This window comes from Flavobacterium sp. LK-23 (genome assembly GCF_058135255.1).
The window spans coordinates 131,254-147,507 of sequence record NZ_JBYUVT010000004.1 but is presented as its reverse complement, the minus strand read 5'-3'; the positions used below and the strand labels follow the sequence as shown (position 1 = coordinate 147,507).

General features: G+C 33.0%; 10 protein-coding genes. 3 read left to right on the top strand and 7 right to left on the bottom strand.

Features of this window, described 5'->3' with window-relative positions; all coding sequences use genetic code 11:
• The first annotated feature begins 119 nt into the window (after positions 1-119).
• Complete coding sequence (locus AC3Y25_RS08135) at positions 120-2,174, top strand: outer membrane beta-barrel protein (protein ID WP_489902403.1); 2,055 nt, start codon at positions 120-122, stop codon at positions 2,172-2,174.
• A 91-nt stretch (positions 2,175-2,265) separates the two neighbouring features.
• Here AC3Y25_RS08135 and AC3Y25_RS08130 read toward each other — a convergent pair whose 3' ends face one another.
• From AC3Y25_RS08130 to AC3Y25_RS08120, 3 genes are all read right to left on the bottom strand, one after another.
• Positions 2,266-2,871 carry an RsmD family RNA methyltransferase gene (locus AC3Y25_RS08130; protein ID WP_427874538.1) on the bottom strand — a complete coding sequence of 202 codons (606 nt, stop codon included), beginning with the start codon at positions 2,869-2,871 and terminating at the stop codon, positions 2,266-2,268.
• Positions 2,868-3,689 (bottom strand): DUF3822 family protein, encoded by an 822-nt coding sequence (locus AC3Y25_RS08125; RefSeq protein ID WP_489902402.1) that lies wholly within the window; start codon positions 3,687-3,689, stop codon positions 2,868-2,870. Before AC3Y25_RS08125 ends, AC3Y25_RS08130 begins: the two co-directional genes overlap by 4 nt.
• A 205-nt stretch (positions 3,690-3,894) precedes the next feature.
• A complete protein-coding gene (locus tag AC3Y25_RS08120; RefSeq protein WP_489902401.1) occupies positions 3,895-4,017 on the bottom strand; it encodes a hypothetical protein in 123 nt (40 codons plus the stop codon).
• Positions 4,018-4,077: 60 nt separating this feature from the next.
• Between AC3Y25_RS08120 and AC3Y25_RS08115 the strand changes: the two genes are divergently transcribed.
• Positions 4,078-5,487, top strand: coding sequence for an ATP-dependent DNA helicase (locus AC3Y25_RS08115; RefSeq protein ID WP_489902400.1), 1,410 nt, complete (start codon positions 4,078-4,080; stop codon positions 5,485-5,487).
• Between the two features lie 154 nt (positions 5,488-5,641).
• Here AC3Y25_RS08115 and AC3Y25_RS08110 read toward each other — a convergent pair whose 3' ends face one another.
• Both AC3Y25_RS08110 and AC3Y25_RS08105 read right to left on the bottom strand, forming a co-directional pair.
• Positions 5,642-6,280 carry a 4'-phosphopantetheinyl transferase family protein gene (locus AC3Y25_RS08110; protein ID WP_489902399.1) on the bottom strand — a complete coding sequence of 213 codons (639 nt, stop codon included), beginning with the start codon at positions 6,278-6,280 and terminating at the stop codon, positions 5,642-5,644.
• 73 nt (positions 6,281-6,353) lie between these two features.
• Entirely contained in the window at positions 6,354-9,428 is a 3,075-nt protein-coding gene (locus AC3Y25_RS08105; RefSeq protein ID WP_489902398.1) for an amino acid adenylation domain-containing protein, read from the bottom strand.
• A gap of 294 nt (positions 9,429-9,722) precedes the next feature.
• On the opposite strand from AC3Y25_RS08105, the gene kdsB reads away from it, so the two are divergent.
• Positions 9,723-10,457 carry a 3-deoxy-manno-octulosonate cytidylyltransferase gene (gene kdsB, locus AC3Y25_RS08100; RefSeq protein ID WP_489902397.1) on the top strand — a complete coding sequence of 245 codons (735 nt, stop codon included), beginning with the start codon at positions 9,723-9,725 and terminating at the stop codon, positions 10,455-10,457.
• Between the two features lie 207 nt (positions 10,458-10,664).
• Here the strand turns inward: kdsB and AC3Y25_RS08095 are convergent, their stop codons facing one another.
• Both AC3Y25_RS08095 and AC3Y25_RS08090 read right to left on the bottom strand, forming a co-directional pair.
• Positions 10,665-13,079: an alpha-ketoacid dehydrogenase subunit alpha/beta gene (locus AC3Y25_RS08095; RefSeq protein ID WP_489902396.1), complete on the bottom strand. Its 2,415-nt coding sequence runs from the start codon at positions 13,077-13,079 to the stop codon at positions 10,665-10,667.
• Positions 13,080-13,269: 190 nt separating this feature from the next.
• Positions 13,270-16,017 (bottom strand): gluzincin family metallopeptidase, encoded by a 2,748-nt coding sequence (locus AC3Y25_RS08090; protein WP_489902559.1) that lies wholly within the window; start codon positions 16,015-16,017, stop codon positions 13,270-13,272.
• Positions 16,018-16,254: the final 237 nt, after the last annotated feature.

Here is a 16,254-nt window from a genome sequence, read left to right as displayed (position 1 = left end):
TTTCAGAACTGGGTTTTCAAAGCACTTTTGCACTTCCATTAACTAAAAATATACTTTAAATGAATTTTTGCCTGCCCTTAAAACTGCTTATTACTCTGTTGCTTTTTTGTCTTTCCTTTATGGCAAACGCTCAGAATGAAACACCAAAGGATTCGATTTCAAATGAATTAAAGGAAGTAGTAATCAGTAAGGAGAAAAAAATGTTTAGCAACGCAAACGGAAATGTAAAGATCGACGTTGCCAATTCGGTGTACAGTACAATTCCAAATCCGATTGATTTGCTTTCAAAACTGCCATCGGTTCAAATAGGCAGTGATCGCGAAAGTATTTCGATTGTCGGAAAAGGAAATCCGTTAATTTATATAGACGGTCAAAAAGGAACGATAAGCGATTTAAATGCTTTATCTGTTGCCGATATTAAAACAGTAGAAATTATTAAAAATCCCTCTTCTAAATACGAAGCCGAAGGCCGTGCTGTGATTCTGATTACGAGAAAAGTAAGTAAAAAAGATAGTTTTAAAACCGAAATTTCTGAAGTGGCTTCTTTTAAAAGAAATTACAATAATTATTTGGGGTTTAATTCTAGCTTTAAAAAAGATAAATTAGAATGGAAAGCCAATTTTAATTACAATCTACGAAATCCGTGGGAAAATCATAGTTTGGAATATGAAATCCCGAAGGCTTCCATAGTTTCCAATTATGATGTGACAGCAAATTCGCATGTAAAGGAATATATTTTTGGAGGAGGTGTGTTTTATAAAATAAATGAAGATGATTATTTGTCGGTTAATATAAATGGCAAAATGCGAAATGATACTTTCGATATCAACACTTTCACTTTTAATGAAAATCAGAATGAGATAAATAATGTCTTCACTTTTAGCGATAATTCCAGTTCTAAGAATTTCATGAATTCATTCATCAATTACTCAAAGAATATAAAAGCTATTGATACTAAGTTGTTTATAGGTTTTCAGGGTTCCAACTACAATCAGCATTTGTTGAGTTTGGTGCAAAATAATTTTAATGAAACCGATTTTAAATTGTCGCAAAACCGGGATCAGAAATTTAATGTGGATGTTTTTTCTGGAAGGATCGATTTGGAGAAAAAGTTCAAAAATGAAATGACTCTGGAATACGGCGGATTGTATTTAAAAGCGAAATCAAAATCAAATGCTGACATTTTTGATTTTGAAGAGGGTAAAAGCGAAGTTTCAGATTATGATTTTAAAGAAGAAAACCTCGCCGCTTATGTTCAGTTTTCGGGAAAGCTGAAAAAAATCGATTTTTCATTCGGGTTAAGAACAGAAAACACTAACGTGTACTCCAAGTTTAAAACACAAGTTTCGCCCTCTATAGATAAAAACTACACCAATTTGTTTCCTAAAGCCGATCTTACAATTCCTATTGATAGCATAAAAAGCATTAATGTAAATTATTTAAAAAGTATTGTGAGGCCTAATTATTCGTCTTTAAGTCAGATTGCGACGTATATAAATCCGTATTTTTTATATGGGAGCAGCATAAATTTAGGACCAGCATTTGTAGACGAAGTTTCAAGCTCATTTCAGTATCACGACAAAACTTTAAAATTGAGTTATTATCAGACGAAAGAAGTAACCAATCCGAGTTTTGTGTTCAATGAGGAAACCAATGTATTAATGATCACGGATATTAATTATAAAAGAGAAACGGGTTTTACCATAGATTTTACACTTCCGTTTACCTATAAATTCTGGAAAACAACCAACTCTCTAATTTTTGTAAAAAGTAAGGTGGAAGACGATACGGCGCTTTTGCATCCTTCAAAGCCTTATTTGTATTATTACTCAAACAATACATTCAAATTACCAAAAGATTTTAGTTTCGTTTTTTCTTTCTGGGGAACAACCAAACAAAATGATGGGATTTTTGAACGCAAAGCTAATTTTGTGGTCGATATGTCTTTGGCCAAAACATTTGGTAAAAACTGGAGCTGTACCTTGAATTACAATGATATTTTTAAAGCGACAAGTTATACTGATACTTTTACGGTGAATAATGTCCATTCCAAATTTAAATATTTAGTCGATGCCAACGAGATTTCTATTGCAGTTCGTTATTCTTTCGGAAAAATAAAAGATTCTGAATATAAGCAGAAGAGCGTAAATGAAAGTGAAAGCCGAATTAGGTAAAATTCCAAACAAAAAAATCCCAAATTCCAATTTTCTCAGAAGTGCCGAGTTTAGAATTTGGGATTTTAATATTTTAATATTTGCTTTTTATTTACCCTTCATCTTCTTCAGATTCTTTTTTAGAAGCATCATGTGGTAATTCTTCATCCTCATCGGTCGAATTCAATTCAAAAAAACTAAAGAAAGAACCGCCATAACTTTTCTGGAAAGAAAAATTACTCATATGATCCAGTTTAGTGTATTTTGAATGCTCGATAATCATCATTCCGTCGTCTTCCAATAAATCTCGTTCAAAAACGGTTAAAACAATTTTCTCAAAAGTTGCCTGATCCAATCCGTAGGGTGGATCTGCGAAAATGATATCGTAAGTAGTTTTAGAATTTTCTAAGAATTTAAAGACATCGCTTTTGGTTGCAGCAATATCAAAATCATATTCTGATGAAACTTGTTTGATAAATTTTACGCATCCGAAATCGCCATCAACAGAAGTAATGGGAGCACTTCCGCGTGAAGCGAATTCATAACTTATATTGCCAGTTCCCGAAAAAAGATCTAAAACCTTTAAGCTGTCAAAACTAAAATGATTATTCAAAACATTAAACAATGCTTCTTTACTCATATCAGTCGTTGGTCTTACAGGTAGATTTTTTGGCGGAAAAATTCGGCGTCCTTTGTATTTTCCTGAAATGATTCTCATGATTGAAATAAGATATAATGTTTTTGATTTTGAGCGGTTGTAAAGCTGTTTCTTTCCTTCAGTTTTGAAACATCCATAAAAGAAATATGTCGCACGTATTTGTAAGCGATGGCATAAAATGGATCATTTTCTGAAATAGTTCCTAATAATTCTAATTTGAAACTTTCCGGATTCATGCTCATTTGTTCTGCTGTAAATAAAATATAGTAGATAAAATCTTCTGGCGTATTATATTCGAATGAATTAAAAAGCAAAAGTTTTTGATTCTGGACTACAATAATTTCAAAACTCTCAGGATTAAAATTGACGATCATTTTCTTATCGTCGTTATTTCTTGAGTTATCCAAAAGTTTTTCGACCAAAATACTGTTAGCGTGTTTATAATCAAAAGATCCCACATTATCGATTAAGAAATTGTTGATATTCACAAACGGAATATAAACCGAGTTCATCTGATAATTCGGAATTTGATCAAAAGTAAAAAAGTCGGTATCAAACACTTTTGTAGTGTATTGCAGATAACTTCCTAAATAATTCTCATCAAACAAAGCAGTCGGAACAAAAGTCGAAAGATTATTATTGTGAATAACCATTACTTCATCGTAAGTATTTTTTAATTCGGGATTGCTTTTGAAAGCATCGTTGAATAAATCTTCAATTCGCGATGTCTTGCTGCTAGTATCAAACTTTATTTCCTTAAAAGAAGTGATGATATTATTTAAAGTATCAAAACAGCAATATGAAAATCCAGTCAGTGAAACCTGAATAGAAAGTTTTCTGTAATTTTTTGAAGTAATGTTAGTATTTTGTAATGACATAGTTGATTTACAATTCGTTACCTGTTTTAAATCAAGAAAGAATTTAAGCGACCACAAACTTACAAATAAAAAAAATAACAATGTCAATTTCAATATCAATGAAAAAGACTTAATTAATATGCAATTTCAAAATTTAATATTACAAGAAAGTTAGCAGAATATTATCATTCTGTTTATTGTCAATTATTTAAGGTTGTAATTAAATTTAGGTTTTAGATAGTATTTTAATTTTCATATTTAATTTGACTTTACCATTGAAATTGCTAATGATATTGAATTTACCATTGCCATTGCTATTGAAATTGCTATTGATATTGAATTTTGCCATTGCAATTGATTTTTGCCATTGCCATTAAAAAAGTCGACCTTTGTATTTCAATATTACTCTATGAATTCTGCACAGTTTTACGGTACTTTACAAAAACGATTTCCTTTTGCTCCAACATACAAACAGGATATTTTTTTTCAGAAAATTGCAATCTTTCTAACCGAACCCCAAAACGACACTATTTTCGTTTTGAAAGGATATGCGGGAACGGGAAAAACTACCGTTATTTCTACTATCGTTAATAATCTTAGCGAGATCAATAAAAAATATGTTTTGTTAGCACCAACAGGACGTGCGGCAAAAGTAATCGCCAATTATTCGAATAATCCGGCCTTTACGATTCATAAAAAAATATATTTCCCGAAGAAATCTTCTGGAGGCGGAGTGGCTTTTACCAAGCAAGTCAACAAACATAAAAACACCATTTTTATCGTCGATGAGGCTTCGATGATTTCAGATAGCACATTAGACAACGGTTCGCTTCTAGACGATTTGATTAATTATGTGTATTCTGGAAGCAATTGCAAAATGATTCTTTTGGGAGATACTGCTCAGTTGCCTCCAGTAAATTTAGATATTAGTCCAGCACTAGATATTCAGACTTTGGGCATTCATTATGACAAAGAAATTGAACATATCGAATTGGACGAAGTAATGCGTCAGGAAGAAAGTTCAGGAATTTTATTCAACGCAACAGAATTACGTGAATTGTTGAAAGAAAGTTTTATAACCGAATTTAAATTCAATGTAAAGAAGTTTAAAGACATTGTTCGACTAACTGACGGTTACGATATTCAAGATGCGATTAATACTGCATACAGCAATTATAGCATTGAAGATACTGCTTTTATTGTTCGTTCTAATAAACGTGCCAATCAATATAATGAGCAAATCAGAAGCCGAATTTTATTTAAAGAAAGCGAACTTTCGGTTGGAGATTTTTTGATGGTAGTAAAAAACAATTATTTCTGGCTGAAAGAAACAGACGAAGCTGGATTTATTGCCAACGGAGATATTATTGAAGTTTTAGAACTTTTCGGAATAAAAGAATTGTATGGTTTTAAGTTTGCGAAAGTAAAAATAAGAATGGTCGATTATCCAGAGCAAAAACCTTTTGAGACGGTTTTAATTCTAGATACTTTAGCAAGCGAATCGCCTTCTTTAACGTATGAAGAATCGAATCGTTTGTATGAAGAAGTGATGAAAGATTATGAAGATGAGCCAACCAAATATAAAAGATTTCAAAAGGTAAAAGAAAACGAATATTTTAACGGATTGCAGGTTAAATTCTCCTACGCGATAACTTGTCATAAATCGCAAGGAGGGCAGTGGAATACCGTTTTTATCGAACAGCCATTTCTTCCAAACGGAATTGATACTGATTATATTAGATGGCTTTATACGGCGATGACACGTGCCAAAAATAAGCTATATTTGATAGGATTTAAAGACGAGAGCTTTGAAGAGTAATTGTTTGCCACAGATTAAAAAGATTTTCACAGATTTTTTATTAAAAGATAGAGTAAAGTTTTTTTGAAATTACTTTAATCCTTTTAATCTTTGGAAAAATATAAAGGCTTGCAGAAATTTGAACGGTTCCATTATAAATGCATGCTTCAATTTATTAAAAAGTGATTTTGACTACACGAGTATCGATTAAATCTGTTTTGCAAACTAGATGGCACATGTAGCTTTTATCGATATCGATTTTCTTATAATAGAATCTAACCGTTTTGATTGGGAGTGTATTATTTAAAGTTTCAAAGTGAATAAAATCACTGCCGAAACCCTCTCCGTAAACTTTTATGGTTGCTTCTTTTTTTGTCCAATAGTCGTAAAATGAAATTTTAGGGTTTTCTGAAGTGCTAATTTTAAGCCATTCTTTTTGATCTATTAAGGGTTCAAAATCAATAATATTGCGATTAGACATTTTTTCGATATCAATGCCAATTTCAGAATGATCATTTACGGCGCAAACTACTATTTCTCCCGAATGCGAAATACTGAAATGAACAAGATTTCCTTTAAAATAAGGTTTGCCATAATCATTATACGCAATGCTTTTTGGGCTAAGTTCCAGATTGTAAATTTCCTTTATGCTTTTAAAAAGTAGCATTCTCCCCAAAAGAGATAATTGTGCGTCCTGCCATTTTCTAAAACGGGTTATTTTTTTTATAAAATCGGCAGAGAATTTTGGAAGCTCGTTTTTTAATAGGTTTTTATGGTTCTCTTCATTTAGAAAAGTATAGTAGATATAGATCAAGATGTTAAAGATGATTTAGTGGATAAAAAACTAAAAAAAGGGGACAACATCGTTTAATGCTATCCCACTTATTTTATGAATTCAATTCTTCAAATACGCCCATAAATTCTAAGTAAGGCGTCATTAATTTTTTATCAAATACGGGGGGATTCAAATTCGAATCGGCTAAAAAAAGTTTGGTATTGCTTCTGTCATAGTAATAAGTATTCTCATAAGCTTCTACCAATGATTTGCCTTCATGAACATCTTCTGTAAACAAACTTAATAAAGGATAAATAGGCAGATTATTGTCATATTTCCATTGATTAAGCCATTGATGATATTCCATTCCTTCGAGATTTATGTTATAATACTCGTTCATTTTGGCGCAAAAATCGGTTAAGGAAACATCATTTTCAGCCATAGGAGAAAGGTGAAAGTTAAGACCAACAGCTTCTTTCTTTTTACTTATGTGTGTAATGGCTTTACACATATAATCTACGGTTGTTAACTCGTCTTTTAAGCCCATAACCAACGGAAATGATTTGAGCTGTACACAACTTCTAATAAGTGCTCCCCACCATTGATTCATTACGGTAGCTCCCGAAGTGCTGTGACAAACGGCAAATCCTAATCTGAAATTTATGATAGGCAAACCTTTCATTTTTGCTTTTTCGGCAATGCTTTCCATTACCCATTTGGTTTTTATATATCCTAAATCCCGAGAAACAGCTGCCATATTTTGATCTATTGAATCATCTTCGTACATCCATGTTTTTTTTGTAAAGGGTCTTCCCCAGCTAAAAACGCCCATAGATGATAATAAAACCAAATATTTGATTTTGTTGGTAACGGCAAGATCAATCACATTATGCAGACCGTCAATATTTGATTTTTTAATAAGCGGATAGGGCTGGACATAACTAACGGAACTTCCGGAATGATAAATGACTTCTATATTTTCGGTTATAAAGCCATAATTCTCTGTATTCATGCCAAAAAGCGGTAACGACAAATCGCCAATCATTGTCATAACCCGATCATCATATTTAGGAGACCACGGAAGTTTAAATTTGGCAAAAGTTTCTTTTATTCGTTCTAAACCCTCTTGTTGAGATTTGGCTCGAACTAGGCAATAAATTTTTGCAGTGTTATGATGCAGAAGTTCTTCTAATAAATGCGAACCTACAAAACCAGTTACACCTGTAAGAAAAATTGAATTTGGTTTTTCTAAAACTATCGGATCTGGTGCCTTTTTTATTGTAAAATCGATATGCAGTTCAGCGTCCTTAATTAATTCATTGACCATTTCTTCGGCTTTTCTTTTTTGAGAAACTTCTGTTTCTTTCATTCGTTTTTCAACTTCTTGTACAAATGTAGAAATGGTCGTAAAAATATAAAGTTCGGGAAGGCTGATACGGTGGCGAATGGGTTCAGGAAGTTTAGTATGGAGCTGTGCAAGAAGTAGGGAATGACCGCCTAATTCAAAAAAATCATCATCGTCTTCTATAACTGTAAGAGACAATAAATCTTTCCAGATATGTTTTACAATTTCAGTAAGATTGTCGTCTTTCCATTTTGGTGTTGTATTATTTCTGGTATTATTTTCCGGAATTTCTAATATCGCTTTGTCAATTTTTCCAGCATGTGTCAGCGGCATTTTGTCTATTACAATATATTTATCCGGCAGCATGTAAGCTGGCATAATTTGCTGCAGTTTTGCTCTTATATTTTGTAACGATTTTGTTTCGTCCTCTTTTTGAGCATGCAATTGAATAAAAGCCACCAAAGCAGGAAGACCATTTTCTTTTTTATGCACTTTTAATGCAGCTTGTGAAATTTGAGGCAGTTTGGAAATATTATGCTCAATTTCAGCCAGTTCTATTCTGTAGCCCCTTATTTTAACTTGATCGTCTTTACGGCCATAAAATTCTAGATTTCCATCTTCTCTTAATACGACCATGTCTCCTGTTTTATAGATTTTCTCTTTGTAATTTGTTTCTTCCAAAAGCCAATTTGGAGTGGTTATAAAAGCTTTTTTGGTGTCATCAGGACGATTTAAATAACCAAGAGCCAATTGATCTCCACCAATGTAAAGCTCGCCAACTGCACCTTTATCTGAGATATTTAAATTTTCGTCTAAAACTAATAAAGAAGCAAAAGGCATTGCTGTTCCTATGATTCTCGGATTTATTTCAGTTTTAAATTCGTAATTGCTAACTGCAACCGTGGCCTCAGTTGGACCATAGCTATTAATCAGTCGAATTTTATTATACCAGTTCTTTATAGTGTTTTCACTACAAGCTTCACCGCCAATCGCTATCGTTTTAAGTTTTCCAATTGGCCTGTTGTGAGGAAGCGAAGCTAAAACCATTGGTGGCAGTAACGGAATAGTATCAATATCGTTTTTTACAATGAAGTCTAAAAGTGGCTCCCCTACCATCTTATTGTTTGGATATAAATAAATAGAAGCGCCTTTAATAAGAGGTACCCAAATGTCTATTATGGCAGCATCAAAACTAGGAGAAGCAAATTGAAGCGTGATATTTTCATTTGATAACCCCAAAAGATCCGACTGAAATTGCACAAAATTGGACAACGAATGATGCCCGATTGTTACTCCTTTTGGTATTCCTGTGCTTCCTGAAGTATAGATTATATAGGCTGGATCATTTGGCAAAATAGGGATAAGGAGATTTTTTTTGGTTAATTGTTTAAAGGCTTCACTTTCAATGAGTACATCTAATGCCGTAAAAGTGGTTTCGGGGCTTTTAATTTTATCTAATAAAGAATTTGATGTGAGCATTAAATCAATTCTTGAATCAGCAGTCATCATATTTATTCGAGCTTGCGGTAAATCGCTGTCAATAGGTAAATAGGAAGCTCCTGTTTTTAAAATGGCTAAAAATGCAATAATTCGATTTGCCGATTGAGGTATGCAAACTCCTATTTTACTGCCTGATTTAATACCTTTATGCTGTAAATATCGCGCTAGTTGATTGGCTGATTCATTGAGATTTTGATAAGTAATCTTTTTTAAATCGTCAATTAGGGCAATTTTGTGAGGATAACAGCTTGTAATTTGTTCAATGAGTTCTACAATGTGTGCAGTCTTGCTTTGAGAAGAGCTGTTTTGCTTTGGAGTTGAAATTCTAATTTCCTTTTTCATGATTTCTAAATTTTAGTTAGAATTGGGTATTTGTAAAGGTTTTAATACTAGATGGATATGTTTTTATTGTATTAAAAATCACACAAAAATAGTTAAAAAAAATCTTACAATTCGTGATTAAATTGATAAATTTTGACTACTAAATTGTTATTTAACAGATACTTACAAAATGACCACTAAAAAAGAGAAAAATTAAAAAGATCGATTTAAAAGGGATGAAATCTATTGGTAATGCAATTTCTTTTAAACTTAATTTTGAATGTCTACATTTGTTTTGCTTAAAATATATTTGAAATGAAAATAATAGCGGTAATTCCGGCCAGATATGCTTCAACTCGTTTTCCTGCCAAATTAATGCAGGATTTGGGAGGCAAAACAGTAATTCTAAGAACTTATGAAGCGGCAGTTTCGACAAAATTGTTTGATGATGTTTTTGTAGTAACCGATTCTGATCTGATTTTTGATGAAATTGTTTCTAATGGAGGAAAAGCCATTATGAGCATTAAAGAACATGAATCTGGAAGTGATCGAATTGCAGAAGCCGTTGCGAATCTAGATGTTGATATTGTAGTGAATGTACAAGGTGATGAGCCTTTTACAGAAGCTGGACCATTGGAGCAGGTTTTATCGGTTTTTAAAAATGATTCAGATAAAAAGATTGATCTAGCTTCATTAATGCGCGAAATCACAGAGGAAGAAGAAATCAATAATCCGAATAATGTAAAAGTGGTTGTAGACCAGTCGCAGTTTGCATTGTACTTTTCAAGATCTGTAATTCCGTATCCAAGAGAGAAAAATGTTGGGGTAAGATACTTTCAGCACATCGGAATTTACGCATTCAGAAAACAGGCTTTGTTAGACTTTTACAGCCTTCCAATGAAATCTTTAGAAGCTTCTGAGAAGTTGGAGCAGTTAAGATATTTAGAATTCGGAAAACGCATCAAAATGGTTGAAACGACGCATGTTGGAATTGGAATTGATACGGCCGAGGATTTGGAAAGAGCTCGAGCAATGTTGAAGGATCTTTAATTAATTTGAATAATATTACCACAATCTTGTCATTTCGACGGAGGAGAAATCTTTGCAAGTAGCTCGACAAAGATTGATTAGCATTGTGGAGTTTCTCGCGGAGATTTCTCCTCCGTCGAAATGACAAAACTATGCGGTCACTTTGAGTAAAAAACAAAAAAAAGCTCCAAATTCTTGGAGCTTTTTTAATATCTAAAATAATCTAAATTACTGGTATAAAGCAGGATATTTTGAGGGATTTACTTCGTGCATCATATCGTAGATTTTCTCGTAAATATCTTCTGCAGAAGGTTTAGAGAAATAATCACCGTCAGTTCCGTATGCAGGTCTGTGCGCTTTTGCAGCTAAAGTTTGTGGTTTGCTATCCAAATGTTTGTAAGCATCTTGTTCTTCTAAAATCTGCTGTAAAATGAATGCTGAAGCTCCTCCAGGAACGTCTTCATCAATTACTAAAAGACGGTTTGTTTTGGCAACACTTTTTACGATGTCTTTCTTAATATCGAACGGAAGTAAAGATTGAACATCAATAACTTCACACTCAATTCCTTTTTCTGCCAATTCATTAGCCGCTTGCATAACCAATCTTAAAGTTGATCCGTAAGAAACTAAAGTAATATCAGAACCTTCTCTTAGCGTTTCTACAACTCCAATTGGCGTTTTGAATTCACCAAAATTCAGCGGTGTTTTTTCTTTTAAACGATATCCGTTCAAACATTCAATAACCAAAGCAGGTTCATCACATTCTAACAAAGTGTTGTAGAAACCAGCCGCTTGTGTCATGTCTCTCGGAACCAAAACATGGATTCCGCGAATAGCATTAATGATCATTCCCATTGGAGAACCAGAATGCCAGATTCCTTCCAAACGGTGTCCGCGAGTTCTAATGATTAATGGTGCCTTTTGTTTTCCAACTGTTCTGTATTGTAATGTAGCTAAATCATCACTCATGATCTGAATAGCGTACAATAAATAATCTAAATACTGAATTTCAGCAATCGGGCGCAAGCCTCTCAATGCCATTCCGATTCCCTGACCAATTATAGTCGCTTCACGAATTCCGACATCGGCAACACGAAGTTCTCCGTATTTTTCCTGCATCCCTTCTAAACCTTGGTTTACGTCTCCAATGTTTCCAACATCTTCACCGAAAATTAAAGTTTCAGGATATTTGGCAAATAAAGCATCAAAGTTATCACGAAGAATCATTCTTCCGTCTAAATCTGGTTTTGCATTTTCAGCATATTTAGGAAGAACTTCCTGTACTGAAAATACATTTTTAGATGATTCAGAATGTAAATTACTGCTAAATTTTTCCTGAGTTTCTGCTATAAAATCTGTAATCCAATTTGATAAAAGAACTTTGCTGTTTGGAACTTCGATAAAACGAAGAATCTTTCTAGCATAAACCAATAATTCTTTCTTTAAAGGCGCTTTAATCGCACTTAATTCAGAAATTAATTTCTTGATTCTATCTTTATGGTTAATGCTTGCATCAGCAATTTGTTCTAATAAAGTAAGAAGGTTTTTTTGATCCTCGATGATTGGATTAATAAAGTTGTTCCAAGCTTCTTTTTTAGCTTCTAAAACTTCTTTCTTTAATTCGAAATCAATTTCTGCCAATTCTTCTGGAGATGCAATATTAATTGCAATCATCCATAAGCGCATTTGACGAATACAGTCAAAATCTCTTTCCCAAGCCAGTCTCTCTGCATTTTTGTAACGTTCGTGAGAACCAGAAGTAGAGTGGCCTTGCGGCTGTGTTAATTCGTTTACGTGAATTAAAACGGGTATATGTTCTTCACGCGCAATTGCTCCGGCTCTTTCGTAAGTAGAAACCAGTTCGGCATAATCCCAGCCTTTCACTCTAAAGATTTCATAACCTTTAGAATCTTCATCACGCTGATATCCTTTTAAAATTTCAGAAATATTCTCTTTAGTAGTCTGATGTTTAGCATGAACAGAAATTCCGTATTCATCATCCCAAACACTCATTACCATCGGAACTTGTAGCACTCCCGCAGCGTTTATAGTCTCAAAAAACAAACCTTCAGAGGTACTTGCGTTACCAATAGTTCCCCAAGCCACTTCGTTTCCGTTAACAGAAAATTTATCTTTGATGGTTATTCCGTCAACCTCTCTGTAAATTTTTGAAGCTTGTGCCAAACCAAGTAATCTTGGCATTTGTCCTGCTGTTGGAGATATATCTGAACTTGAATTTTTTTGTTTGGTTAAGTCTTTCCAAGAACCATCTTCGTTTAAACTGTGCGTTACAAAGTGTCCGCCCATTTGTCTTCCGGCAGACATAGGATCAAAAGCTAAATCAGTATGACCGTATAAACCGGCAAAAAACTGTTTCGCATTCAATTCACCAATAGCCATCATAAAAGTTTGGTCGCGATAGTATCCAGAACGGAAATCTCCGTTTTTAAAAGCTTTTGCCATTGCCAGCTGCGGAACTTCTTTTCCATCACCGAAAATTCCAAATTTAGCCTTTCCTGTTAATACTTCTTTTCGACCTAAAAGACTACATTCACGGCTTGTTACCGCAATTCTATAGTCATTCAATACCTCAGTTTTGAAGTCTTCAAATGTCAGTGTAGTATTGCTTTTTTCTTTTATCATAATCTTGTAGCGTCATGTTGTTTATGTCGCGAAATTACTTAAAAACAATCAATAATCATAATTCTTTAAAATAAATATAATTTAATTATTTGTATTCAAATCTAAAAACTACGTATTTTATTTATGTTATTTTTATATGAAATTTAATTTTATTGATAATTTCGCAAGTTTTTGTTTAAAATTTATTTGATTAAAACCATTTTCGGGTAAAAAGAGTAACTAAAGTTTTTGGCGAAAAAGTGATTATAAATCGTATTTTTTCATTGTATTTAGGCTGTGATATTTCCCATCCATTATTAGAATAAACAGGAAAATAGAGTTCAAAGTAGTCAGGAACCAAGTTTAAACGGACTCCAGAATCGTAAGCAAAGAACTCACTTTTATGCTTGTTTTTTAAGAAACCAATGTCACCATAAATCTCAACCCAGTTCCATATGGCATAACTGGCATTCAAAGTTGCCATCCATTGATTTGCATATGCAGGTTCAAGTTGCGATTTGAAACCTCCCTCAGCAATAACATACTGCTGGCTAAAAAAGCCTGTGCTTTCTGATCTTCCAAATAAATTATAATCAAATAAATAATCTGTCGGACGGTCTAAGCCAAAACTAAAATAATCTGAATTTGTTGTGTTGTACAAGAAAGTTCCAACGTATAGTCTTAAATTTAGCTTTTTGTTATTTTCAAATAGTCTTCTGTATTCAACCTCTCCAGAAGCTTTTCCGAAACCGCTAGAAAATTGCAAATCAGTCATAAAATTAAAATGATCAATTAATTCTGTTTTCGTATTAGAATAGCGGGCATTAAAGATCGAGTAGTTTGGTTTTGAATTATCTGTAATGTAGGTGCTTGCTTCACGATTTACAATAACCTGACGAGCTAAAAACAGCTGTTTCCTATTATCTCTAAAATCTTTTTCTCGAATACGAAACTGCACCATCGGATTTAATCTTAAATAAGTTGCATCTGGGGCGTAATGATAATAATTCTGACTAATAGAATATCGAACATTATATAAGGTGCTGTTTCTATAATATTGATTCCATGAAAAAGCAGACGAACCTGAAACTGTTCCTGCTTTTATAGAATACGCCGGATTAATATCAAAATTAAAAGGCTTGTCTAAAATGGTTTTATTATGAAAACGAATTCCTGGCGTTATACCATCATAATAATTATAGTTTAAGGTCGGAATGTATAAAATCTGATTGTAGTCTGGATCTTCTAAATCTTTAGCAAAATTAAATTTAACAGGACGGTTGAGCGCAACATGTTTTAGAGATTTCCAATTGTTTCTTTGGTTGTATTCCGGAACTTCATTATAATAATTAATGACAATTTTTTCTGCATTTTTACGGCTAAACTCATAAACAGAGTCTTTTTTGGTAGGCTCAATCCATTCTTTAAAAACGACTTCTTTCTTTTTAATTCCGTAAATCGGAATAGGAGCGTAGATGCCAGTTTTATTTTTAACCGAAAATGTAACGCTATCTGCAGTTCTCGAAACATTCGAAAATTTATAATCGATAATATCTCTCGAATCAATAATGGTTTTAAAGAACCAATCGATATTTTTTGGGCTTTTTTGGGTTAAGATTTTCTCAAAGTCATAACGATTCGATTGTCCGAATTGGTTGAGATTGTAAAATTCTTTGACACTTTTAGGAACAATATCATCATTCATATAATCATCTAAATAACTCAAGCTCAAACCAGCTCGATATTTACTGGCAATTTGCTCGTTAAATTTTATTAAGGTGTTTTTTGGATCGCCAAGTGGCTGATCCAAGTTTTTACGAGCCATTAGCATATAGTAATAGCTATACTGCTCATTAAAAGTCAGATTCGTGATATTGTAGCTTTTAAAAAGCTTCATGTTGGAAAGTCTTCCCAGCATTTTCTCATCCTTATGATGTTCTTCCATGTACTTCATCATGGCGTAAATCTGGATTCCGTCATAAATCCAATTGTCTTTTCTAGGATCTAAGCGAAGACTGTTTTTAAGATAATTGTTTAGAAAAGTTTTTAAAAACTGAATTTCAAATATAAAATCATCCTGAAACGGACTGATAAAAGAAGGCAACTGATTTAAACCGTAAAAAGGATTTCTGTCGTAATCGATCTGAGAAACGGTTATTTTTTCATGCGGATATTTGCCAATAAACTTTTCAGCATAAGAAACCACACGATTAATGATAATTGCTTTCTGAATTTCGTCTATTTTTTTATTTTTTAAATTGGTTTCAACCAGTAGAGAACCATTATCATATGTTCTAAAGCTATTTTGTTTTTCTATATAAAGACTAAAATCGGTTCTGTTTCTGCCAGAGAAAGAATAAATATTGTAACCCTGATTGCTGGTATCTTTAGAAACCGAATTTAAATCGGTAGTAATAGAGTATGGATACGGAATTTTAATTTCAACGTCATAATCGCTCACCGCATTGGCAATATCATCCAGATTGAAATTGTTATACTTTACAAAAAGACCATTTTCAAAACGGGCAGGGCTTATAAACCAGTTTTTAAGAGCCATGCCGCCATTTTGATCAAAACCAAAATGCGTGAATTTATCGTTTGGTATTTTTACAATATAATTAAGATGTAAAACGATTTTTTCGTTAGGAAGCAGTTTGCGATTCAGCTTAACCGTAATATAGTCAGGATCCTGATTGCTTCTTTCCCATTCCAGAGCCGAAAAATTAGTTTCTGTTAGGTTAATAATTGTCGTTTTTCCTCTGTCGGCAGCCTTTGCCAAATGAAAACCTCTGTAAAATTCATCAGAAAAACGTTTTGCTAGAGGCGTGTTTTTATCAGCAAAAGCGTTATTCCAATCGTTCAAAACAATCGAAGCCAAAGTATCATTTGTAGTATTGTGATACGTAAGATCTTGTTTTATGTTTAGTGTTTTAAGTTCGAGATTTACCGCCACTTCCATCTTAGATTGATGTTGTGCAGTTAGTTTTATCGAAAATGATAAAGCTAAAACGAGGCAAATAATTTTATAAAGTGCTTTCAAATAGTGGCTTAAAAATTATCAGACATACTTAAATTACAGACATATTGCGGTTTCGGATTTTTGTAAAAATAGTATAAAAAAAGCTGTTTAAAAAAACAGCTTTCAATTTTTATGATATTTACGTAATTTAATGATAAATAGTATGATGTTCACAGC

Excerpts from the sequence above, each read along its gene's own strand:
- AC3Y25_RS08135 (WP_489902403.1), top strand. The coding sequence starts at position 120 with ATGGCAAACGCTCAGAATGAAACACCAAAGGATTCGATTTCAAATGAA.
- AC3Y25_RS08130 (WP_427874538.1), bottom strand. The coding sequence starts at position 2,871 with ATGAGAATCATTTCAGGAAAATACAAAGGACGCCGAATTTTTCCGCCA.
- AC3Y25_RS08125 (WP_489902402.1), bottom strand. The coding sequence starts at position 3,689 with ATGTCATTACAAAATACTAACATTACTTCAAAAAATTACAGAAAACTT.
- AC3Y25_RS08120 (WP_489902401.1), bottom strand. The coding sequence starts at position 4,017 with ATGGCAAAATTCAATATCAATAGCAATTTCAATAGCAATGGCAATGGT.
- AC3Y25_RS08115 (WP_489902400.1), top strand. The coding sequence starts at position 4,078 with ATGAATTCTGCACAGTTTTACGGTACTTTACAAAAACGATTTCCTTTT.
- AC3Y25_RS08105 (WP_489902398.1), bottom strand. The coding sequence starts at position 9,428 with ATGAAAAAGGAAATTAGAATTTCAACTCCAAAGCAAAACAGCTCTTCT.
- kdsB (WP_489902397.1), top strand. The coding sequence starts at position 9,723 with ATGAAAATAATAGCGGTAATTCCGGCCAGATATGCTTCAACTCGTTTT.
- AC3Y25_RS08095 (WP_489902396.1), bottom strand. The coding sequence starts at position 13,079 with ATGATAAAAGAAAAAAGCAATACTACACTGACATTTGAAGACTTCAAA.
- AC3Y25_RS08090 (WP_489902559.1), bottom strand. The coding sequence starts at position 16,017 with ATGGAAGTGGCGGTAAATCTCGAACTTAAAACACTAAACATAAAACAA.